The following is a 22,340-nucleotide window of genomic DNA, read 5'->3' as shown; positions in this document are numbered from 1 at the left end:
GGCGTTGTTGGGCGAACGACAACACCCGACCCGACGACGCCACACCGGCCGGTAGGGCCGGGACCGGATCCGGCTCGGCCCGGACGCGCTCCTGCCCGGCCGCCATCTCGGCCCGGAGCCGGTCGGCCATCGCGGCCACGGTCTGCGCCTCGAACACGATCGCGGCGGAGAGCGGCAGCCCGAAGCGGTCGCGCAACCGCACGGCGACCATCGTGGCCCGCAGCGAGTGCCCGCCCAGGGAGAAGAAGTTGTCGTCCCGGCCCGGCGACTGGCCGAGCACCTCCGCCCACACCTGCGCCACCTGCCGCTCCAGGTCGTCGCGGGGCGGCTCGCTGACCCGCTCCGCCGGTGCGGGCAGCGCGGCCCGGTCCAGCTTGCCGTGCGGGGTGAGCGGTAGGCCGGCGAGACGGACCCACGCGGCGGGAACCATGGTCGCGGGCAGGTACCGCGCCGCGTGCTCGGCCAGCGTCGCGTCGTCCGGACCGATCTCGGGCACGACGTACCCGACGAGCCGGGGACCGGCCGTGCCCTCGTGCAGACGGACCGCGGCGGCCCGCACGCCCGGATGACGCAGCAGCACGCTCTCGATCTCGCCCAGCTCGATCCGGTGGCCGTGCAGCTTCACCTGGTCGTCGACCCGGCCGGCGAAGTGGTAGGTGCCGTCGGGTAGCTGGCGCGCCAAGTCGCCGGTGCGGTAGAGGCGGCTGCCGGGCGGCCCGTACGGGTCGGGCGGGAAGCGCTCGGCGGTCAGGGCGGGACGGTCGTGGTACCCCCGGGCCACGCCCGGCCCGCCGATGAACACCTCGCCGAGGCTGCCGGCGGGCACCGGGCGCAGGTCGTCGGTGAGCAGCCGGATGGCGGCGCCCGCGGCCGGATGCCCGAGCGACGGCGGGCCGTCGCCCTCGACCGCCACCTCCCCGCTCATGGCCAGCACGGTGGCCTCCGTGGGCCCGTACAGGTTGACGGTGGTGAACGTGTGCTCGGGGCGGGGTCGGGCCAGCAGCTGCTGACCCCCCGCGCCGAGGATGCGCAGTGCCCCGGCGGGCGGCGTCGGCCGGGTCAGCACGGCCTCGGCGAGCGGGGTGGGCAGCGTCGCCGAGGTGATCGCGTGCGCGGCGAGCCAGTCCACCAGCCGGTCGGGGTCGACCCGGGTCTCGTCGTCGGGCATCCAGAGGCTGGCGCCGGCCACCAGCGGCGCCCAGATGTCCCACACGGACGCGTCGAAGCCGGGGGAGAACAGGTGCAGGCAGCGGTCGTCGGGACCGAGACGCTCCGCGTCGGCGCGCCACCGGGCCAGCCCGCGCAGCGAGCCGTGCTCGACCATGACCCCCTTCGGGAGGCCGGTGGACCCGGAGGTGTAGATCACGTAGGCGAGGTCGCCCGGGCCGATCGGCACGGCCGGCGGGCGGTCGGGGTACGCGGCGATCGCGGCCCGGTCGTCGTCGAGCAGGACGACCGGGGTGCCGGGCGGCACCAGGTCGGCCCGGACCAGCGACCGTACGGTGACGAGCACCCGCGCCCGGGAGTCGGTGAGCATGTGCCGGACCCGCTGCGGAGGGTAACCGGCGTCGATGGGCAGGTACGCGGCGCCGGCGGTGAGCGCCGCCAGCACGCTGACGATCCCGTCGACACCGCGCGGCAGCAGGACGGCGACGAGGTTACCTCGGCGTACCCCGGTGGCCCGCAGGTGCCGGGCCAGCCGGTTGCTGCGTGCGCGCAGCTCCCCGTAGGTGACGAGGGCGTCGTCCGTACCCAACGCCAACGCGTCGGCGGGATGCCGGACGACCGCCTCATGGACGAGGTCCGCGTGGTGTGGTTCGCCCCCGGCGGGCTCGCCGGGCGACCGGGCGGGGACGGGGTGCGCTGACCAACCGCTTTCCTTGATCATGATGCGCCGGATGCTGCCAGCGCGGCACGCCCGTCGTCAATGGAAACGGGCCGGGCTAGGGGCTCTCCGGGCCGGTTGTCGGGGCTGGCCGGCCGCCCGCCGGGCCGGCGCCCGGAGCGGCCCGGTCGCGGGGCGACGGTCGGGCGGCGGTTCGCCCGGCCCGGTGGCTCACCTCGACAGGCGGTCGACGGCCTCGGCGGTGGTGACGACCTCGCCGAGCTGCCCCAGCGTCTCCAGGCTCGCCCGGTGCGCCTCGTCGGTCGCGGCGGTGCACGCGTCGGATACCACCACCGGCCGGTAGCCGTGGTTGACCGCCTCGAACGCGGTGCCGGTGACGGAGAGGTTGGTGGCGACGCCGGTGAACAGGACGGTGTCCACGCCCCGGCGACGCAGCACCGTGTCGAGTTCGGTGCCGAAGAAGCCGGTGAGCCGGACGTGGGTGATGACGACGTCGCCGGCCTCCGGCGCGAGCTCGTCGACGATCCGGGCCTTCGGGGCGCCTTCGAGGAAGGCCTGCCGCTCCCGGACCATGGCGAAGCTGGGCGTGTTGGGGATGAGGTCCGGATATCCGGGCCGGTACGCGACCCGCGTGTAGACGACGAGGCCGCCACTGGCGCGCACCGCCGCGGCGACCTGCGCCGCGTACGAGGCGACGCGGTGCCGCAGGACCTGCTCGGCGAAGAACGGACCGAACACCCCGTCGGGACTGACGACCTCGTGCTGCCAGTGGACGCCGACGACGGCGGTCCGCATCGGGTCGAGTTCTCGCATCGTCCCTCCCATCACGGGGCGGAGAGTTGCTGTGGCGCCGGCTGGTAGCCCTGGCCGCCCGCGCTTGCCGGCCCTCTGCCGTACGCGTCGAGGCGCCCCCACCGCCCCGGAATGTCGAGCAGCGCCACGAAGTCGAGACTAGCGGGCAGAGCGGGCCTGATCACGAGGTCTTCGCCGACCGGTTGCAGCCCGAGCATCGTGCGCAACAGCAACAGGGTGGCCCCGGCGGACCACGCCTGCGGGCTGCACGCGGTGGGATAGTTGACCGGATACTTGGTCTCGGCCCGGCTGTAGCCGGCGAACGCCTCGGGCAGCCGGCCGTCGTAGAAGACCGCCGCGTCCAGGATCCCGGCGGCGATCCGGGCCGCCTCGTCGCCGTACCCGTAACGGCGCAGGCCCCAGGCGATGAACGAGTTGTCGAACGGCCAGATCGTCCCGACGTGGTACCCGATCGGGTTGTAGCGGCCCGCGGTCTCGGCCAGCGTGCGCACCCCCCAGCCGCTGAACAGCGGGGGCGACATCAGGTGCCGCGCCAGGGCGGCCGCCTTCGACTCGTCGACGATGCCGCTCCACAGCAGGTGGCCGATGTTGGACGACAGGGCGTCCACCTGGCGGCCGTCACCGTCGAGCGCGAGGGCCATGTACTCGCCGTCGGCGACCCAGAAGTCGCGGTTGAAGCGTTGCTTGAGGTCGGCGGCCTGCCGTTCCAGCCGGTCCGCGTACTCCGGGTCGTTCCAGATCGCGCGGGCGAGCCGGGCGGTGCGCATCTTGGCGTCGTACGCGTACCCCTGCAACTCACAGGTCGCCCGGGGGAAGCCGGGCAGCCGCCCGTTCTGGTACGAGATGCCGTCCCAGGAGTCCTTCCAGCACTGGTTCTCCAGGCCGTTGCGGGTGTTGCGCCGCTCGTAGGAGATGTAGCCGCTGCCCGTCAGGTCGGCGTAGTCGTCGATCCAGTCGATCGCCGCCCGCGCCTCCTGCTCGACCGAGCGGACGAGCGCGGCGTCGCCGGTCCAGCGTTCGTACTCGTCGAGCAGCACCAGGAACAGGGGGGTGGCGTCGGCGCTGCCGAAGTAGGGCGTGTGCGGGGTCTCCTCGAACACGCTCATCTCCCCGTACCGCATCTCGTGCAGGATCCGGCCGGGCTCCTCCTCCCGGAAGTCGTCGACCCGGCTGCCCTGCCGGAAGGCGAGCACCCTGAGGGTGGTGGCGGCGAGATCGGGCGCGAACGGCAGCGCCTGGAGGCTGGTGAGGATGCTGTCCCGGCCGAACAGGCTCATGAACCAGGGCAGGCCGGCGGCCGGCACGCTCCGGTCCTCGGCGAGGAAGGGGCTGAACCGCAGCGCGGCCAGGTCGATGAGGCTGCGCCGGTACGCGCCGCGCAGGGGCTCGAATCCGGATTCCAGCCGGGGCGCCTCCGCCAGCCAGTCCTTGAGCCGACGCTCCTTGTCCCGGCCGCGCGCCCGTCCCGGGATCGTGAGCCGCTCCAGCCCTCGCGGCATCGGGAGGTCCGGCTCGGCGGTCAGCCTGGTCCGCCACGTGCCGTGCGGTTCGAGGTGGACCGTGAACGTCAGCCCGTCCTCGTCCAGTTCCACCGGCGTCGTCGCGGAGACGATCGTCTCCCGCCTGAACCGCTCCCGCTCGTAGCCGAGGACGAGGCGTCCGTCGTCGACGCGCCGGTAGTGCCGGCCCTTCTTGCGCGCCGTCGCGTCTTTGACCTCGAAGACGTCCGCGAAGTCGGCGTCCACCTCGACCCGGACGGTCAGGTCGACCGGCCGGCCGTCGTGGTTGATGATGCTCAGCTCCTCGTGCAGGCCGGCGTCGAGCGTGTGCACCCGCCGCACCGAGAGCGTGCTGTTGACGTAGACGTCCTGGTGGCCGGGGACCAGGTAGAAGCGGTTCTCGAAGTAGTGGATGTCGTCGATGGCGAGGGTGCTCAACCGCTCCCCGCCGATAGTCAGCACCCACTTCGACAGCAGGCGCGTGTCGTGGGCGAACAGGCCGAGCGGGGTGTCGGGCGACGGCAGGATGTCGCCGGCCCGGTCACAGACCATGAAGGTCGTGCCGTCCAGGATGCCCACCTGGTCGTCACCCATGATCGCCTCCCCGGCGTCGTGTCCCCTCGGACGAGGGCGGCGGCGGAAACAGCCTCCGGACCGTCGCGAAAAGCCGGGGGCTGCCCGCCACGGACGCCTCGCCGCGCAGCACGGTGGTCAAGAAGTACGCCTCCCCGCTGGCGATCCGGTCGAACACCGCCCGGTCCGCCTCGACGACCGCGTCCCCGCCGGTCGCCTCCTCGGTGACCCTGATGTCGCCCTTGTCGATGGAGACCAGCCAGTGGTCGGTCCGGCCTTCGCGGCTGATGTCGAAGCGCACGCTGCCCTCGTCGATCGCCCTCAGCCGGCGGTCGTGCCCACGGCGCGCCAGGCCGTGGAAGAAATCCTGGGTGGCATCCGCCATCGCGACCCCTCCTCACCGGCCACCATTCCCCCGAACGGCCGCCGTCGCCTCACCCCGAAGAGGTGAACTTCGCCGACTCCGCCGACCGTCGGGGGCCGTCCCGACCGCCGGGCCGGTCCGGATCGGCCCTCGCCGTGCCGTGCCGGGCGGCCCCGGCGGACACTGACCCGGCCGCCCGGCATCGCCACTAGCCTGGGACTCGATGGATCCCATCCAGGCAACGCTGCTCGTCGCCGCCGGTGTCGCCACGGGCGCCTTCAACGCGGTCGCGGGCGGCGGTTCCCTGATCGCCTTCTCGGCGCTGATCGCCGCCGGCATACCGCCGCTCACCGCCAAGCTGACCAGCACCGTCGCCGTCTTCCCCGGCAACGTGGCGAGCGTCGCGGGAGGATACCGGGACCTGCCGCCCCGCAGGGAGATCCGGCGCATCCTGCCTGCGGCGGTCGTCGGCGGCGTCGTCGGGTCGGTGTTGCTGCTGGTGACGCCCAGCCACGTCTTCGACGCGATCGTGCCGTTCCTGGTGCTCGCCGCGTCGGCCGTCCTCGGTCTGCGGGGCCGGCTGGACGGCCTGGCCCGGCGCTCCGTCCTGCGGCACGGGCGGGAACACCCGGCGGCCCTTCAGGTGTCCGTCGCCCTGAGCGGCGTCTACGGCGGCTACATCGGCGCGGGGTTCGGCATCGTCCTGATCGCCGGCCTGGCGCTCCTGCAGCGCGAACCGCTCACCCGGACGGTCGCCTTCAAGAACCTGCTGTCGGCCGTCATCTCGTTGACGGCGGTGGTGCTCTTCGTCCTCTTCGGCACCGTCAACTGGGCGGGGGTGGCGATCCTCGCCCCGGCCACCGTCGTCGGCGGCTACGTCGGTGCCCGGCTGCTCCGCAGACTCCCCGGCGGCCCGCTCAGGGCGGTGGTCGTCGCGTTCGGGGTGGCCTTCGGGCTGTTCCTGCTGTGGCGCAACGTCCTGTAGGCCGCGCCGCCGCGCGCCCGACCGACACTCGGCCCCGACGACGGGACGGGCCCCCGCCATCCGCGCGGATGACAGGGGCCCGTCTCCGCACCGGTCAGGTCAGCGGGACCTGGCGGGCGAGCGCGGCACCGCCGGCCTCGAAGGCGGCCAGGACCGAGGTGGGCGTGCCACCGGTCGCCGGCACCAGGACGGTCACCGGGCGGCCGGAGCGCACCTGCACCGAACGCTCACCGAGCGACCGGTCGCCGTCGGCGGTGTACAGGTACACCGTGCCGGCGCGGTCGGCCCGGACGGTCACCTGCACGCCGCCGGCCACCTGCCGCTGGCCGGTCAGCCGCAGCGCCCGCTCGGGCAGGCGGGCGACGGCGGCCGGAGCCACGCCGTCCACCGCCGACTGCGCGATGGTCTGCGGGCTGTGCACGCTGCGGGCGGCGGTGTCCGGGAAGACCGGGGCGCTGGGCTGCCGCTGGGCCGGGGTCAGGCCGGGCAGGGTGACCAGGCCGTACCGGTACGGGTCGGCCCGGACGCCGGTGAAGGTGGACCAGCCCAGCCGCGACTGGGAGCTGAGGTCCTGGGTGTCCGAGTCGTACACCAGCACGTTGAAGCCCATCCGCGCCGGGTCGATCGCGTCGGGCAGCACCGCGAACGGGATGCGCGCCTCGATGGTGTAGCCGGCGTACGGCGCGGTGACCTTGCTGACGACGGTCATCCCCGGGGCGGTCGTGGCGCCCGGTCCCTGCCGGTTGTCGGCGTCGCGCTGCCAGCACGGCGGGTCGCCGTTGGCGGGGTCGTCGGTGACCGGGAAGATGCCCGCCTTGAACACGGTGGAGGTGTCCGTCGAGTTCCCCTTCGGGTCGACGATGATCTCCACGCTGTCGGTGCGCCGCTGCCGCTTGCAGTCCTGCGGCACCACCTTCTTGCCGAGCACGTCGTCGGTGACCCGCACGAACACGACGAGCGCGTCCTCGGTGAAGGCGATCCGGCCGGTGGCCGAGGCGTCCTGCCCGGTGGTGGCCTGCCCCTCCCAGATGCGGGACAGGTCCAGCTCCTCGCCGGGGTACTCGCCGGGGGAGGCCACCCCGTCGACGGCGTGGTCGTGCCCGGCGTGCGGCACCTCGCTGGTCGGCACGATCTCCAGGGCGCCGGTCTCCACGGTGCTGCCGGCGGCGCTGGTGGTGGTGATGGTGATCCCGTAGTCGCCGCCGTCGCCACCTTCGTTGGCGGTCGGCAGGCTGGCGTCGCTGTTGGTGACGGTGAAGGTGACCGCCCCGGTCGCGCCCGGCGCCAGGGCGGCGTAGTTCTTCGTCGCCGCGTCGGCGGTGAAGCCGGTCGGCAGGCCGAGGGCGACCGTGCCGCTCTGGGCGGTCTCGCCGTGGTTGCGCAGGTCGACCCGGACCGTCCGGCTCTTGCCGGAGCCGATGGTCAGCACCGGCTTGATCAGGGTGTCCAGCTGCGGGTAGCCGCTGTCGCCGGCCCAGCTGCGGAACAGCCCCACCTCGGGCAGCGGCTCCAGGGTGCCGCGCACGTCGGCGACCACCCGGACCGCGCGGTCCGTACGGCCGGTGCCCTGCCCGGTGGTCAGGGACGCGCCGATGAGGTGCTGCTCGTTGGTGTCGGCGCCGGCGGGAACGGTCACGGTGAAGGTGACGGTCCGCTCCTTGCCGGCCGGTACGGCGCCGCGCACCGCACCGGAACCGCTGGCGGTCCAGCCCTGCGGCAGCCGCAGGGAGACCCGGGGCGAGGTGAGTGCCCGGTTGCCCGGCGCCCGCACGTGCGCGGTGACCTCGACGCTCTGCCCGGGGGCGAGGTCGAACCGGTCGGCGGTCAGGTAGAGCTCGGTGCCGCCGGGCAGCCCGCCGGCTGCCGGGGGCAGCACCGAGCCGCGCAGGATCGCCTCGGGGGAGGTGTCCGCCGGGTCGTACGGGACGCGGCTGTCGACCAGGGTGTAGAAGTCGCAGCGGATCTTCGCGGGGTCCGTGGGGGCGGCTGCGGTGTTGGCCCAGCCCTGGGTCACGTAGTCCCGGCGGGCGTCGACCTCGACCTCGGCCCAGGTCTTGCCGCCGGCGCTGCGGGCGCCCTCCCAGACGCCGAACACCTGGTCGGTCGGGACGGCCGGCACGAAGCCGGTGGCGCACTGCGGCCCGGTCGACGAGCTGCCGGTGCCGCCGCTACGCAGGAACTTCGCCGCCCGGAACGGCTTGAGCCCCTCCTTGGTGACCTGCTCGGGGAAGGCCTTCGGGTCGGCGGCGGCGTGGAACGCCTCGGCGGCGAAGCGGGCGGCCTGCTGGTGGTTGCCGTGGTTGCCGGGCGTGGGCGACGGGTTCATCGTCATGACGATCTCGGGCCGGGTCTGCCGGATCACCCGGACGATCTGGGCCAGGGTGTCGTCGTGCCCCCAGATCTGCTCCGACAGGGGCGCGGACGCGGTGTACCAGAAGTCGACGCGGTCGAGGTTGTACAGGTTCTCCACCCCGGCGCGGCCGATCGCGGTGCGCTCCTCGCGCTCGCGGATGATGCCCAGCGGCGGGCCCTCCTCCAAGCCGACGGCGTTGCCGCCGCCCTCGCCGCGGGTGATGGTGACGACGCCGGCCTTCGCGCCGTGCTTCTCCTTCCACTGGCCGAGGGTGGCGAGGCTGCCGGCCTCGTCGTCGGGGTGTGCGCTGACGAAGAGGACGTCCAGGTCGACGGCGTCGGTCGGCCGGGCGTCGGAGGGGGCGGCGAGGGCCACGGCCGGTGTCCCGGACAGGGCCAGGGCGAGCGCCGTGGGTAGCAGGAACGCCTTGAGACGCATGCAGATCCTTTCGCGTGACGCGAGGTCCGCGCAGCGGCCGGCGACGTCGGACGCGGGGCGTCGACGTGGGGTCGCGGTCGGACGGTGAGAGGGCGGGGCAGGGGCGCCGGGCAGAGGAAGCGCCGGCGTCACCGGGGTACGCAGCGGCACGGGGATCCGTACACACTGGAAGGCCTTCGCCCGGTGACGCTAGGGACCGGCGGGGTGGCCGTCAATGCTTTGCAAGGTCTTTCTTCATTTGCGAAAGAAACTAACTCCCCGCCAGGCGAGGTGTCGCTGGCGGTGAGCCCGCCCGTCCGGCGGCCTCGGCGAGGCCCGCAGGAAGGGCGTTTCTGCTGCTCACGGAGGAGGCCGCAAGGTAACGAGACGGTTTCGTTACTTGACTCCATAGTTCGTTCGCCGTAGGAAGGAAGTGTGACAGACGTGGTGACGCCACCAACGAGCCCGGTGAGCCGGGAGCGGTCGAAGGAGATCAAGCGGTTGTCCGTGATCTCCACCGCCCGCCAGGTGCGGGTGCTCTCCCGCGCCGAGCTGACCGAGCTCACCGGGCTGAGCCCCGCCACGCTCACCCCGCTCGTGCGCGAGCTGATCGCCGAGGGGTACCTCATCGAGCGCGGCCCCGGGACCTCCCGCACCGGCCGCCCGCGGGCGATGCTGGAGTTCAACCCCCGGGCCGAACTGGTCGCCGCCGTCTCCCTGGAGCCGTCCCGGATCAGCTGCGAGATCGCCGACAGCGACGGCGCCGTCATCGCCCACCGCGCGGTCCGGCTCGCCGGCGACATCGTCGACACCATCTGCCGCTCGGTGCCCGAGCTGGCCGGCGACGGGCTGCCGGCGCTGCGCGGGGTGGCCATCGCCGCGCCCGGCGTCTCCACCGGCGGCGCCGTGCGCCTGGCCCCCTCGGTCGGCCTCGTCGAGGGGCGGCCGGTGGGGGAGTCGGTGCAACGGCGGCTCGGGGTGCCGGTGGTGGTGGACAACGACGTGAACCTGATGGCGGCCGGCGAGCACGCGGTCGGCGCGGGCAGCGACGTCGCCGACCTGCTGCTGCTGCACGTGGCCGACGGCATCGGCGCCGGCCTGGTGCTCGACGGGCAGGTCCGCCGGGGCGCCGGCGGGGCCGCCGGCGAGGTCGGTTTCCTGCCGCTGGACCCGACCGACCGGGGCCACGACGGGATCGGCCCGTTCGAGGCCCGCTGGTCGGAGAACGCCATCGCCGAGCGGATGGTGGCACTGGCTCCCGGGCGGCGGCCGGACTCGCCCGTGGCCGACCTGGTCGCGCTGGCGGCCATCGACGACCGGGCCGCCGCCTACCTGGACGACGTGCTCGCGGCCTGGTCGCGGCTCATCGTCTCGTGCGTCTGCGTCGTCGACCCCGGGCGGGTGCTGCTCAGCGGGGCGGCCGCCCACCTCGACGACGCCGCCGTCGACCGGCTCCAGGCGCTGGTCGCCGCCGCCGCACCGAGCACCACCGAGGTGCGCCGGGCCGTGCTCGGCGACCGGGCGGTGCTGCACGGGGCGGTCAGCTACGCCCTCTCCGCGGCTGCCGCCGGCATGCCCACCCTGCTGCCGACCCCTTGACCACACACCACGCACACCGCAGTTCCCCCCACACCCCTCGGAGGTACCCCATGAGACGTCGACTTCTCCTCGCCGGTGCGCTCGCCACCGTGCTCGCCGCCGGCACCGCCTGTGGCGGCGGCGGCGGTGGTGGCGACGACGCGGCCGGCGGCGCGAGCGCCGAGAAGCTGACCATCTACACGGCCCGCGACAAGAAGGTCTCCACCTACGTCGTGGACCAGTTCACCGCCAAGTACCCCGAGTACAAGGGCAAGGTCGAGATCCTCAACCTGGGCGCCCAGGAGATCCTGGAGCGGGTCCGAGCCGAGAAGGCCAACCCGCAGGCCGACGTCTGGTGGGGTGGCACCCAGCAGGGGCTCTCCGCCGGCGCCGGCGAGGACCTGCTGACCTCCTGGCAGCCGGCGTTCGCCGGCAAGATGGACCCGAAGTACAAGGACGCCGAGGGCCGCTGGTTCGGGGAGATCCTGCTCCCCGAGGTCATCATGTACAACAACAAGGCGCTCACCCCGGAGCAGGCCCCGAAGGACTGGGACGACCTGCTGAAGCCGGAGTGGAAGGACAAGATCATCATCCGGGACGTTGCCGCGTCCGGCACGATGCGGTCGATCTACGCCGCGATGATCATGCGGCAGTCCCCGGACGGCAGCAACCCGCAGCCCGGCTACGACTGGCTCAAGAAGCTCGACGCCAACACCGGCGCGTACGCGGCCAACCCCACCGACCTCTACCTGAAGCTCTCCCGGCAGCAGGGCGTGGTCAGCGCCTGGAACCTCCAGGACGTCCTGCTCCAGGCCAACCAGTCGAACATGCCGTTCGGCTACGTGATGCCCGCCTCCGGCGCCCCGGTGCTGGTCGACGGCATCGCCGCGGTCAAGGGCGGCAACACCACCGGCGCTCAGAAGTTCATGGAGTTCCTCTTCGACGACAAGCTCCGCGCCGACCTGGCCAAGGACTACTACCAGATCCCGGCCGTGGACATCGCCGAGAAGCCGGAGTGGCTGGCCCAGCTCAACCTCAAGCCGTTGGACGTCAACTGGGACGTGATCGGCAAGAACGAGACCGAGTGGATCAACCACTGGAACGGCCAGATCAAGAACAAGGGCTGACCGCCCGGGCGTCTCGGGGGCGGGCCGGTCCCGCCCCCGCGCCCCCACCTGACGACCGTCCAGGTCCGGTACCGCACGAAGGAGAGGACCTCATGATCGATGTCACGCTCGAGTCGGTGAGCAAGCGCTTCGCGCGCGGCGGCGACACCGCGGCCGTGGACGACGTCGACATCACCATCGCCGCCGGGGAGTTCTTCACGCTGCTCGGCCCGAGCGGCTGCGGCAAGACCACCACCCTGCGCATGGTGGCGGGGTTCTACTTCCCCACCTCCGGCCGGATCCGGTTCGGCACCGAGGACGTCACCCGCCGGCCGCCGAACAAGCGCGACACCGGCATGGTGTTCCAGAACTACGCGCTCTTCCCGCACATGAGCGTCGCGCAGAACGTCGCGTACGGACTGAAGATCCGCAAGGTCGGCCGGGTCGAGGCGCGGCGGCGGGTCGAGGAGGCGCTCGGCCAGGTGCACCTCGCCGGCTACGGCGACCGGCGCATCGACGAGCTCTCCGGCGGCCAGCAGCAGCGCGTCGCCCTGGCCCGGGCGCTGGTGATCCGGCCCCGCACCCTGCTGCTCGACGAGCCGCTGTCGAACCTCGACGCCAAGCTGCGCGAGGAGACCCGGGTCGAGATCCGCCGCATCCAGCGCGAGGCCGGCACCACCTCCATCTACGTCACCCACGACCAGGCCGAGGCGATGGCCATGTCGGACCGGATCGCGGTCATGCAGTCCGGCCGGGTGCAGCAGATCGGCGCCCCGCAGGAGATCTACCACCGCCCGGCGACCAGCTTCGTGGCCCGCTTCATCGGCCGCAGCAACGTGCTCAGCCTCCCGGTCGTCGCCGCCGCCGCGCAGACCGTCACCGTGGGGCTGCCCGCCGGCGGCGAGATCACCGCGCCCGCCCCGACGGACCACGGCCTGCGCCAGGGCGACACCGCGCTGGTCTCCGTCCGTCCCGAGCACATCGGGCTGACCTCGGCCACCGAGGCGGGCGCGCTGCCCGGCCGGATCACCGAGGTGGAGTTCACCGGCATGGCCACCAACCTCGTGGTCGACGTGGCCGGCGAGCCGGTGCAGGTCGCCGCGATCGACGTGCCGGCCGGAATCGCCGCCGGCGACCAGGTCGGCCTGCGGCTGAACCGGGAGCGGATGTGGGTGGTGCGCCCGTGAGCACCATCCCCGCCACCCCCAGCCCGGCCACCGTCGCCCCGATCACCGGCGAGCCGACGCCGCCGCGCGGCCCACGCCGCCGCCTCGCCGACCGGTTCGCCGGCGGCACCGGCTCGCGCTGGTTCCCGTACGTCCTGGTCTTCCCGCTCGCCCTGATCCTCTTCGGGTACGTGGTGCAGCCGATGTTCGCCACCTTCGCCGAGAGCGTCGGCGTGGACGGCGTGGAGAACTACGGCAGCTTCGTCACCGGCGGGGGCGTGGCCCGGTCCTCCCTGGTCACCTCGCTGATCATCTCCGCGGCCAGCGTGCTGCTCTGCGGCGTCGTCGGCGTGGCGATGGCCTTCCTGCTCAAGCGCTTCTCGTTTCCCGGCCGCAAGCTGATCGAGGCGATCATCCTGGTGCCGGCGGCGCTGCCGCCGCTGATCGGGGCGATCTCGTTCCAGCTGCTCTACAGCGAGACCGGCATCCTGCCGCGCGGCCTCCAGCAGCTCTTCGGCGCCGAGAACCCCGTGCTGCCGTTCAGCGGCATCGCCGGGGTGCTGGTCGTGCACACCTTCACCATGTACCCGTACTTCTACCTCTCCGCCTCGGCCGCGCTGTCGGGGATGGACCCGTCGGTGGAGGAGGCGGCGTACAACCTGGGCGCCGGCCGGGTCCGCGTGTGGCGCACGGTGCTGCTGCCGATGCTCACCCCGGCGTTGGTCTCCGCCTCGCTGCTGGTGTTCATGACCTCGCTGGCGTCGTACACCGCCCCGCTGCTGTTCGGGGTGGACCAGACGATGACCATGCAGATCTACATCAACCGCACCAACGGCGACCTGCCGATGGCCTCCACGTACGCCTCGGTGCTCGGCGTGGTCTCGGTGCTGTTCCTGCTCGGCATGCGCTGGTACGAGGGGCGGCGCAGCTACCGCTCGCAGTCCAAGGGCGTCGCCGCGCACCGCCGCGAGATCACCAACCCGCTGGGCAAGTGGCTGGCCCTGGCCGCCTCGGTCCTGGCCACCGCGGTCCTGCTCGCGCCGGTGGCGACCATCGCCCTGGTCGCGTTCTCCCAGGACGGCTCCTGGACCACCGAGGTCATCCCGGCGGCGTACACCACGCAGAACTTCGTCACGATCTTCTCGGACCCGGCGGCGTTCCAGCCGATCCTCAACTCGCTGCAGATGAGCCTCATCGCCACCGTCGCCTGCGTCGTCGTCGGCGTGCTCATCGCGTACGCGGTGCGGCGGCTGGACTTCCGCGGCCGGGGCCTGCTGGACGTGGCGGTCATGCTGGCCTGGGCGCTGCCCGGCACGGTGGTGGCGATCAACCTGATCTCGGCGTTCAGCACGGGCAACGCGTTCAGCTTCGGGCAGGTGCTGATCGGGACCTTCTGGATCATGCCGCTGGCGTACTTCGTGCGGTTCCTGCCGCTGGTGTTCCGGTCCAGCTCAGCCACCCTGGCGCAGATCGACCCGTCGCTGGAGGAGGCCGCGCGTAACCTGGGCGCGTCCTGGTGGCGGGCGTTCGGCACGGTCACCCTGCGGCTGATGCTGCCCGGCGTGGTGGCCGGCGCGCTGCTCGCCTTCGTGCACGGCGTCGGCGAGTTCGTCGCCTCGGTGCTGATCTACACCTCCGAGACCGCGCCGATCTCCGTGGAGATCAACAACCGGATGTACTCGTTCGAGGTCGGCACCGCCGCCGCGTACGGCATGCTCCAGGTTGTCCTGATCTTCGTGGTGATGGTGGTCTCCGGCCGGCTGGAAGGCGGCCGGCGCTCCAGTCGGGAGGCGGCCCGGTGGACGGCGTGAGCGCGGCCTGGCCTGCGGGCGGCGGGCTGGTCCCCGCCGCCCGGATCCCCGGCGGGGAACTCGCGGCGGTCGCCGAGGCGGCGGACTTCGCGGTGCTCCCGGTCGGCGCGGTCGAGTGGCACGGCCCGCACCTGCCGCTGGGCACCGACCTGATCCTCGCCGAGGGCTTCGCCGCCGAGAGCGCGATCCCCGGCGACGGCGCGGTGCCGTCCGGCGGCGGCACCCCGGACGGCACCGCGACCACCCCGGCCGGCGATCGCGCGACGGCGGCGGGCCCGCGCGGGGTGCTCTTCCCCGCCGTGCCGTACGCCGCCTGCCCGGGCCAGACCCGGCCGTGGCCCGGCACCGTGGCGATCCGGCCGGAGATCGCGGTCGGCTACCTCGCCGACGTGATCGAGGGGATCGTGGCCGCCGGGTTCCCCCGGCTGCTGATCGTCAACGGACACGACGCGAACATGTCGACGGTCCGGGCCGCCATGGAGTGGGTCTCCGGGCGGCGCACGGCGAGCCTGCTGCTGGTCAACTGGTTCCAGCTGGTCACCCCGGCCGAGACCGCCGAGCTGTACGGGCCGCTGCCGGCGCGCGGGCACGGCGGGGCGTACGAGACCTCCGGCGTGCTCGGCTTCGACCCCGACGCGGTCCGCCTGGACGCGGTCGCCGACCTGCCGCCGAAGCCGAAGCTGCCGGTGACCCACCCGTACGTCCTGGTGGAGTCCCGGCCCGACCCGTGGCAGGGCTGGTCCGGGCACATCTCGCTGGCCGGCGAGGAGGCCGGTCGACGGGTCCGGCAGCTGGCCGGCACCCGGCTGCGCGAGGTCGTCGCCGCCTGGGTGGCCGCCCCGCCGCCCGCCCCGCCCACCGACGCCCCGCTGCCCACCCACGCGACCGCCGGTGGGCCCGAGCCCGAGGAGGCGCCGTGACCGTCGACCGCGGACTGGACGTCGTCGACTTCCACCTGCACTTCCGCATCGGCGCCGACGAGACCATCCGGGCCTGCGAGCACGCCGCCGACATGCACCCCGGCGGCGAGCACGAGCGGGCCGTACGGGCCGCCGGCTCCGCCCCGTACGCGCGGCAGTGGCGGCAGGCGTGGGGCTTCCCCGACCCGGAGCCGCCCGCCGCGCGCTGGCAGGACGAGGCGGACCGCTGGGCCGAGGAACTGCGCGCGGTGAACGTGCGCCGGGCGGTCTTCGTCACCGGCGGCGGCAACGACACCGTCGCCGACGTGGTGGACCGCCACCCCGACCTGCTGCTCGGCTTCGCCCACCACGACCCGTACGGCGCGGACGCCGCCGCCGAGCTGGAACGCGCCGTCACCGAGCGCGGCCTGCGCGGGCTGAAGCTCTTCGCCCCGCTGCTGCGCGGCCCGCTCGACGATGAGGCCCTCGACCCGCTCTGGGGCACCGCCCAGCGCCTCGGCGTGCCGGTGCTGATCCACATCGGTCACTACGGCAGCGCCGGCGGCCTGTCCCACGGCCGGTACGGCGGCCCGGACGAGCTGGCCCGGATGGCCCGCCGCTTTCCCGAGCTGGCCGTGGTGGTGCCGCACTTCGGCGTCCAGCACGTGCAGGACCTGCTCTTCGCCGCGTGGGGCTGCCCGAACATCCACGTCGACACCTCCGGCTCGAACCAGTGGGTGCGCTGGATGCCGTACAAGCTGACGCTGGACGAGCTGTTCCGGCGTTGCTACGAGACCATCGGCCCGCACCGCATCGTGTTCGGCAGCGACTCGTCGTGGTTCCCGCGCGGGTACGTCACCCGCTACCTCGACGACCAGCTGCGGATCTGCCGCGAGCTGGGGCTGCCCGACGACCACCTACGCGCGATCTTCGCCGGGAACGCCGAGCGCCTGCTCGGCCTGGACGACTGACCGGCTGACGCCCGGGCGCGGCGCACGACGCCCCGCCCGGCACGGAAGGAAGTAGAGACCGTCATGAGCACACCCGCGCTGACCACCTATCAGCGGCACCACCTCCGGCCGACCTACGACCACCACGTCGGGTACCTCTTCCCGGCGATGGTGCGGGCGAGTCAGGCCCACGTGGTGATGCTGACCGAGCAGGGGCTCGTCCCCGCCGATCGGGGCGCCCGGCTGCTGCGCGGGCTGGCCGAACTGCGCGCCGACACCGCCGGCGCGCCGGAGTTCGACGGCACGTTCGAGGACACCTACTACCTGATGGAGAAGCGGCTGGCGCAGGCGTGCGGCATCCCCACCTCCGAGCTCGACGTGCAGATGGCCCGCAGCCGCAACGACCTCGACGCCGGGGTGTTCCGGATGCTGCTGCGCGACCAGCTCCTCGGGGTCCTCGACCGGGTGCTCGCCGCCGGCGCGACGGCCCTGGACTCCGCGCACCGCTACGCCGACGTGGTGATCACCGGCTACACCCATCGCCGGCCGGCGCAGCCCACCACCATCGGGCACGCCCTCGCCGGCTACGCCGAGGCCCTCGCCGGTGAGGCCGTCGCCTACGCCGACCTGATCGACCAGCTCAACACCTCGCCGCTGGGCTCCTGCGCCTTCGCGGGCACCGACCTGGACATCGCCCCCGCCCGGGTGGCCGAGCTGCTCGGCTTCGACGGCCTGGTCACCAACTCGTACGAGGCGGTGGCCGGCGCCGACCACCTCGTGCGGGTCGGCACCCTCAACGCCCAGGCCCTCGCGACCGGCGCCCGGCTGGCCCGCACCCTGATGGACTGGCTGAGCTGGCGCTGGGTGACCACGCCCGGCGACTTCACCCAGGGCAGCAGCATCATGCCGCAGAAGCGCAACCCGGTGGTGCTGGAGCACCTCGTCTCGATGGCCGGGGCCACCGCCGCCGACGCCGCCAGCGTGCTCAACAACGTCGGCGCCGCCTGGTGGGAGGACTCCAACAACGCCACCACCGACGTGCAGGTGCGGCTCTGGGAGAGCAACGACCGCACCGACCGGTTCTTCGCCCTGCTCGGCGGCTTCCTCGCCGAGATCGAGCCGCTGGAGCCGCCGTCGGCCGAGGAGATCGTCGCCTCCGGCGCCACCACCACCGCCGCGGCCGACGCGCTGACCCGGCACGGGGTGCCGTTCCGGGCCGCCCACTCGGTGGTCGGCCGGCTGGTCCGGGGCGGGGCCCCGGCCACCTGGACCGCGCAGACCGTCCGGGCGGCGGCGGATCAGATCGCCGACGGGCTCGACGACGCCGCCGTCGCCGACCTGATCGCCGCCGCCGTACGCCCGGAGCTGGTGCTCGACCGCGCCCAGGTCGACGGCCCCGGCGCGGGCGCGGTGCGCGCCCAGGTGGCGGTGCTGCGCGGCACGTTCGACACCGTCGCCGGCCGGCTGGCCGCCGTCCGCGACCGCCTCGCCGCCGCCGACGAGGCGCTGGACGCGGTCGCCGCGCAGGGGGCGGCCCGATGAGCGCGCGGGACGCGGCGGCCAGGGGCGTGGAGGTGGTTCGGTGAGCGTGCGACTGGCCGGCCGGGCCGCCCAGTCCGCGCTGCCGGCCGGCGACGCGGGCGTGCTGCTCGGCATCGACTTCGGCGGGACCAAGATGGCGGTCGGGGTGGCCGACGGCGAGGGCCGGCTGCTGGCCCGCGAGCGGGTGCCGACGTACGCCGAGCGGGGCGCCCCGCAGGCCCTGGACCGGGCGCTGGAGTTGGCTGCGAAGCTGGTGGGGGAGGTCGGCGTGCCGGTCGCGGCGGCCGGCATCGCCTCGCCCGGCGTGGTCCGCTCCGACGGCATCGACCTGGCCCCGAACGTGCCCGGCTGGGACGGGCTGCGCCTGGCCGACGCGGTCCGGGACCGGTTGGCGGTGCCGGCGGTGGCGGTCGACAACGACCTCAACGCCGCCGCCCTGGCCGAGCTGCGGCTCGGCGCGCTGCGCGACGCCGACCCCGGCCTGGTGGTGGGCCTGGGCACCGGCGTGGCGGCGGCGGTCACGGTCCGCGGGTCGGTGCTGGCCGGTCATCACGGGGCGGCCGGCGAGATCGGGTACGCCGTGGCCGGTGGCCCGTGGCCGGGCACGATGCTGGAGCTGGGCTTCTCCGGCCGGGCGCTGGACCGGCTCGCCGAGTCGCTCGGCGTGCCGGGCGGGGCGCGGGGGCTGGCCGCCGCCGCCGAGCGGCCCGGCCCGGCCCGCGACGCGCTGACCGCCCGGGCGGACGAGCTGGCCCGGCACCTGGTCACCTGCTGCCTGCTGCTGGACCCGCAGCGGGTGGTGCTGGTCGGCGGGGTGGCCGGCAACGCGTTGATCCGCGGCCTGCTGGGGGAGCGGATGGCGGCGGTCCTGCCGTACCCGCCGGAGGTGGTGCTGTCGCGCTTCGCCGACGACGCCGCGTTGCTCGGCGCGGTCATCCTCGCCCGCGAGGCGGTGCCGACACCCCGCTGACCGGCCCGGCCGGCGCCGCCGCCGGGCGCGCCGACCCTTGCAAGTATTTGCAGACGCGAAGCCGACGATCCACCATGGATCGTCGGCTTCGCGGCTTATGAGGGTTATGAACGGGCCCTGCCGGGGGGTGTCGACAGTGTTGCCATGAAATTTCGAGAAGTTTGCTGCAAGGTATTGCAGTGCCTGCCGTCTATCGAGCATTGTCTTTGCTACGCGGACGGCCGTCCCCTCTCGTCAGTGCCTCTTCGTCCCCGGAAGAAGGTCCTCCTGTCATGGCACGATCGACACCGCCCCTGCGCGCCCGCATCCCCCGACTGCTCCTCGCCGCCGCCGTCGTCGCGGCCGGCGCCACCCCCGTCGTGGCGACCGCCGCCGCCCCCGCCCGCGCCGCCGTCGCGCTCAACGACAGCGAGGTGACGGCCAACCTGTGGGAGTGGAACTGGAACTCCGTCGCCGCCGCCTGCGCCGACCACCTCGGCCCGGCGGGCTACGGGGCGGTCCAGGTCGCGCCGCCCCAGGAGTCGGTCAGCCTGCCCGCCAGCGCCGACGGGGTGCACCCCTGGTACGAGGTGTACCAGCCGGTGTCCTACAAGCTGGAGAGCCGGTTCGGCAACCGCCAGCAGTTCGCCGCCATGGTCACCGCGTGCCACGCCGCCGGCGTACGCGTCTACGTCGACGCGGTCGTCAACCACATGGCCGGCGTCAACAACCCCGCCGGCACCGTCGGCTACGCCGGCACCACCTTCACCGGCTACGGCTACCCGGCGGTGCCGTACGGCCACGGCGACTTCCACCACCCCGGCGACAACTGCCCGACCTCCGGCGGCATCACCGACTGGAACAACGAGTCGCAGGTGACCAGCTGCGAACTGCTCTCCCTGTCGGACCTGTACACCGAGAAGGAACAGGTCCGCGACAAGATCGCCGCCTACCTCAACGACCTGATCGGGCTGGGCGTGGACGGGTTCCGCGTCGACGCGGTCAAGCACGTCAAGAAGGCCGACTTCGCGGCCATCCTCGGCAGACTCAACAACACGGTCGCGGAGAACAGGCGCCCGTACGTCGCCCAGGAGATCTTCGACGGCGCCTCGAACGACGCGCTCAAGGCCCGCGCCTTCATCGGCAACGGCGACGTGCTCGACTTCGCCTACGCCAAGGGCCTGCGCTCCAGCTTCCAGGGCTCGATCGCGAACCTCGCGAACATCCCGAGCTGGAACCTCGACGCGCCCGGCGCCAACGTCTTCGCCATGGTCACCAACCACGACCTGGAGCGCGACGGGGTGGTGCTGTCCTACAAGAACGGCAGCGACTACACCCTGGCCAACTACTTCGCGCTGGCGTACCCGCACGGCAAGCCCTCGGTCTACGACAGCTTCACCTGGTCGAACCGCAACCAGTCGCCGCCGGCCGCCGGCAGCGGCCACGTGACCGACACCGTCTGCGGCGACAGCTGGACCTGCCTGACCCGGTCCACCGGCATCAAGGGCATGGTCGGCTGGGCCAACACCGCCCGGGCCGTCAAGACCATCTCGGACTTCACGGTCGTCAACAGCAACGTCATCGGCTTCCACCGGGGCGATCGCGGATGGATCGGCATCAACGACTCCGCCGCCGCCAGCACCGCCCAGTTCGTCACCGGCCTCGCCGACGGCGCGTACTGCGACGTCATCTCCGGCGCCGCCACCGCCGCCGGATGCACCGGCGCCACGGTCACCGTGACCGGCGGCCGGGCCACCGTCACCATTCCCGCCAACGGCGCGGTCGCCATCCACGCCAACGCCCGCGGCGGCCCCGCCGCCAAGGTGGCCACCACGTTCACCGCCGCCGCCACGCTGCCCGCCGACCGGACGCTGCACCTCGTGGGCGACACCCCGGCGCTCGGCAACGGCGACCCGGCCGCCTCCGTGCCGCTGACCCGTACCGGCACCGGCGCGTGGACCGCGACGGTGGACCTGCCGGCGGCCACCGCCGTCTCCTACCGGTACGTGGTCAAGAGCGGCACCACGGTGGTCGAGCAGGAGGCCACCAGCCGCACCTTCACCACGCCGGCCGGCGGGACGACGACCCGGACCGACACCTACCTGCCGGGGCCCGTCGGCGACACCGTCGCCACGACCTTCACCGTCACCGCGACCGTGGCCGCCGGCCAGGAGGTCTACGTCGTCGGCAGCGTCCCGGCGCTGGGCAACTGGGCGCCGGCGAACGCGGTACGGCTGCCCGCCGCCGGCGGGGTGTTCCGCGGCGTGGTCGACCTGCCCCGCTCCGCCACCGTGGAGTACAAGTTCATCAAGAAGACCGCGGCCGGGGCCGTGACCTGGGAGTCCGGCGCGAACCGGAGCCTCACCACCCCGGCGGGCGGCAGCCACACCGTCACCGAGACCTTCCGCGGCGACACCGCCGGGCCGGTCGCCACCGCCTTCCACGCCACCGCCACCACCTCCTTCGGCCAGAACGTGTACGTCGTCGGCAACCTCCCCGCCCTCGGCGGCTGGAACCCTGCGAACGCCGTCGCGCTGTCCCCGGCCGACTACCCGGTCTGGCGGGCCACCGTCAGCCTGCCGCCGAACACCGCCGTCGAGTACAAGTACCTGAAGAAGAACCCCGACGGCTCCGTCACCTGGGAGGCCGGCGGCAACCGGAGCTTCACCACCCCGGCGGGCGGCACCCACACCCGCACCGACACCTGGCGTTGACGCAACGGTGGCCGGCCCCCGCCCGGGCCGGCCACCCGGCCGTTGCGTGGCCGTCGCCCCTGCGGTGGCTACCATGCTGCCCGTGGACGAGACCTGGCACGCGCTCCGCGTCACTCCGATCCGTGAAGTGCGCCGGCGCGCCGCGATCGTCAGCGAGCTCACCTTCCACAAGCCGACGGTGGTCGACGCGGCGGAGCGCTTCGCCTGGGACGACAACGGCGGGCAGTCGACCCTCTGGCACTTCCTCGCCGACGGGCGGGCCCTGCTGCTGACGTTCGGTCCCGAGGCGGATCTGAGCGTGGGTTGGGACCAGTACGCCGCGCAGGAGGCGCTCTACGGCGACGTCCCCGAGGACCTGGTCCGCCTGGTGCGCGACCGTCCCGCGAGCAACGCGGCCGGCAACGTCACGGATGTGCCGACCGGCCGGACGATCCACTGGGCCTGCGGCGTGTTCTGGTTCGACGGCGAGCAGTGGCGGGTCGCCGAAGGCCTGCTGGACCACTGCGACCGGACCGGCATCGACCCGATGATCGGGTCCGAGTTCGTCTACTGCCTGGACGTCTACCGTTTCGGCCAGGACTTCGTCACCCCGGAGGCCGTCGTCGCGGACACGGAGCACGGCTGGTACATCGACGCTGACGAGGGCGACGAGTTGACCGCCGTCCAGGAGATCTTCGCGCGCTACGGCGACGCGGGACAGCCACCCGGTCTGGGCGCGTACTGTGATCTATCGTGAGCGGGGAGTGCCGGTGCGGCGCCCCGGCCTGGTGGCGTG

General features: G+C 73.5%; 16 protein-coding genes. 11 read left to right on the top strand and 5 right to left on the bottom strand.

What is annotated here, in order from left to right:
* The 4 genes from ACLQ22_RS17115 to ACLQ22_RS17100 form a co-directional block, all read right to left on the bottom strand.
* The coding region (locus ACLQ22_RS17115) for a non-ribosomal peptide synthetase (protein WP_425693166.1) at window positions 1–1,888 on the bottom strand (1,888 nt) is incomplete at its 3' end.
* Window positions 1,889–2,056: 168 nt separating this feature from the next.
* On the bottom strand, window positions 2,057–2,659 hold the full coding sequence (locus tag ACLQ22_RS17110; protein ID WP_425693165.1) for a cysteine hydrolase: 603 nt from the start codon (window positions 2,657–2,659) through the stop codon (window positions 2,057–2,059).
* Between the two features lie 11 nt (window positions 2,660–2,670).
* Entirely contained in the window at window positions 2,671–4,752 is a 2,082-nt protein-coding gene (locus tag ACLQ22_RS17105) for a glycogen debranching N-terminal domain-containing protein (RefSeq protein ID WP_425693164.1), read from the bottom strand.
* Window positions 4,745–5,116: an SCP2 sterol-binding domain-containing protein gene (locus ACLQ22_RS17100; protein ID WP_425693163.1), complete on the bottom strand. Its 372-nt coding sequence runs from the start codon at window positions 5,114–5,116 to the stop codon at window positions 4,745–4,747. Before ACLQ22_RS17100 ends, ACLQ22_RS17105 begins: the two co-directional genes overlap by 8 nt.
* A gap of 202 nt (window positions 5,117–5,318) precedes the next feature.
* Between ACLQ22_RS17100 and ACLQ22_RS17095 the strand changes: the two genes are divergently transcribed.
* Complete coding sequence (locus ACLQ22_RS17095; RefSeq protein ID WP_425693162.1) at window positions 5,319–6,080, top strand: sulfite exporter TauE/SafE family protein; 762 nt, start codon at window positions 5,319–5,321, stop codon at window positions 6,078–6,080.
* 94 nt (window positions 6,081–6,174) lie between these two features.
* Here the strand turns inward: ACLQ22_RS17095 and ACLQ22_RS17090 are convergent, their stop codons facing one another.
* Window positions 6,175–8,871 (bottom strand): PIG-L family deacetylase, encoded by a 2,697-nt coding sequence (locus tag ACLQ22_RS17090; protein WP_425693161.1) that lies wholly within the window; start codon window positions 8,869–8,871, stop codon window positions 6,175–6,177.
* Between the two features lie 414 nt (window positions 8,872–9,285).
* On the opposite strand from ACLQ22_RS17090, the gene ACLQ22_RS17085 reads away from it, so the two are divergent.
* The 10 genes from ACLQ22_RS17085 (at window position 9,286) to ACLQ22_RS17040 (ending at window position 22,301) form a co-directional block, all read left to right on the top strand.
* Window positions 9,286–10,449 carry an ROK family protein gene (locus ACLQ22_RS17085; protein WP_358091915.1) on the top strand — a complete coding sequence of 388 codons (1,164 nt, stop codon included), beginning with the start codon at window positions 9,286–9,288 and terminating at the stop codon, window positions 10,447–10,449.
* A 50-nt stretch (window positions 10,450–10,499) separates the two neighbouring features.
* Window positions 10,500–11,555, top strand: coding sequence for an extracellular solute-binding protein (locus ACLQ22_RS17080; protein WP_425693160.1), 1,056 nt, complete (start codon window positions 10,500–10,502; stop codon window positions 11,553–11,555).
* Between the two features lie 92 nt (window positions 11,556–11,647).
* Window positions 11,648–12,721: an ABC transporter ATP-binding protein gene (locus ACLQ22_RS17075; RefSeq protein WP_425693159.1), complete on the top strand. Its 1,074-nt coding sequence runs from the start codon at window positions 11,648–11,650 to the stop codon at window positions 12,719–12,721.
* Window positions 12,718–14,511: an ABC transporter permease gene (locus ACLQ22_RS17070; RefSeq protein ID WP_233599916.1), complete on the top strand. Its 1,794-nt coding sequence runs from the start codon at window positions 12,718–12,720 to the stop codon at window positions 14,509–14,511. Before ACLQ22_RS17075 ends, ACLQ22_RS17070 begins: the two co-directional genes overlap by 4 nt.
* A complete protein-coding gene (locus ACLQ22_RS17065; protein WP_425693158.1) occupies window positions 14,499–15,431 on the top strand; it encodes a creatininase family protein in 933 nt (310 codons plus the stop codon). The genes ACLQ22_RS17070 and ACLQ22_RS17065 overlap by 13 nt, the downstream gene beginning before the upstream one ends.
* Window positions 15,428–16,381 carry an amidohydrolase family protein gene (locus ACLQ22_RS17060; RefSeq protein ID WP_425693157.1) on the top strand — a complete coding sequence of 318 codons (954 nt, stop codon included), beginning with the start codon at window positions 15,428–15,430 and terminating at the stop codon, window positions 16,379–16,381. The genes ACLQ22_RS17065 and ACLQ22_RS17060 overlap by 4 nt, the downstream gene beginning before the upstream one ends.
* Before the next feature lie 63 nt (window positions 16,382–16,444).
* Complete coding sequence (locus tag ACLQ22_RS17055; protein WP_425693156.1) at window positions 16,445–17,902, top strand: argininosuccinate lyase; 1,458 nt, start codon at window positions 16,445–16,447, stop codon at window positions 17,900–17,902.
* Between the two features lie 40 nt (window positions 17,903–17,942).
* A complete protein-coding gene (locus ACLQ22_RS17050; protein ID WP_425693155.1) occupies window positions 17,943–18,872 on the top strand; it encodes an ROK family protein in 930 nt (309 codons plus the stop codon).
* A 272-nt stretch (window positions 18,873–19,144) separates the two neighbouring features.
* Entirely contained in the window at window positions 19,145–21,565 is a 2,421-nt protein-coding gene (locus tag ACLQ22_RS17045) for a carbohydrate-binding module family 20 domain-containing protein (protein ID WP_425693154.1), read from the top strand.
* An 82-nt stretch (window positions 21,566–21,647) separates the two neighbouring features.
* Window positions 21,648–22,301, top strand: coding sequence for a hypothetical protein (locus ACLQ22_RS17040; protein WP_425693153.1), 654 nt, complete (start codon window positions 21,648–21,650; stop codon window positions 22,299–22,301).
* Window positions 22,302–22,340: the final 39 nt, after the last annotated feature.

Source organism: Micromonospora sp. DT178 (genome assembly GCF_049841695.1).
In the GTDB taxonomy this organism is placed as follows: domain Bacteria; phylum Actinomycetota; class Actinomycetes; order Mycobacteriales; family Micromonosporaceae; genus Micromonospora.
The sequence above is the reverse complement of the archived record's forward strand: the minus strand, read 5'-3'. Positions and strand labels throughout refer to the sequence as shown.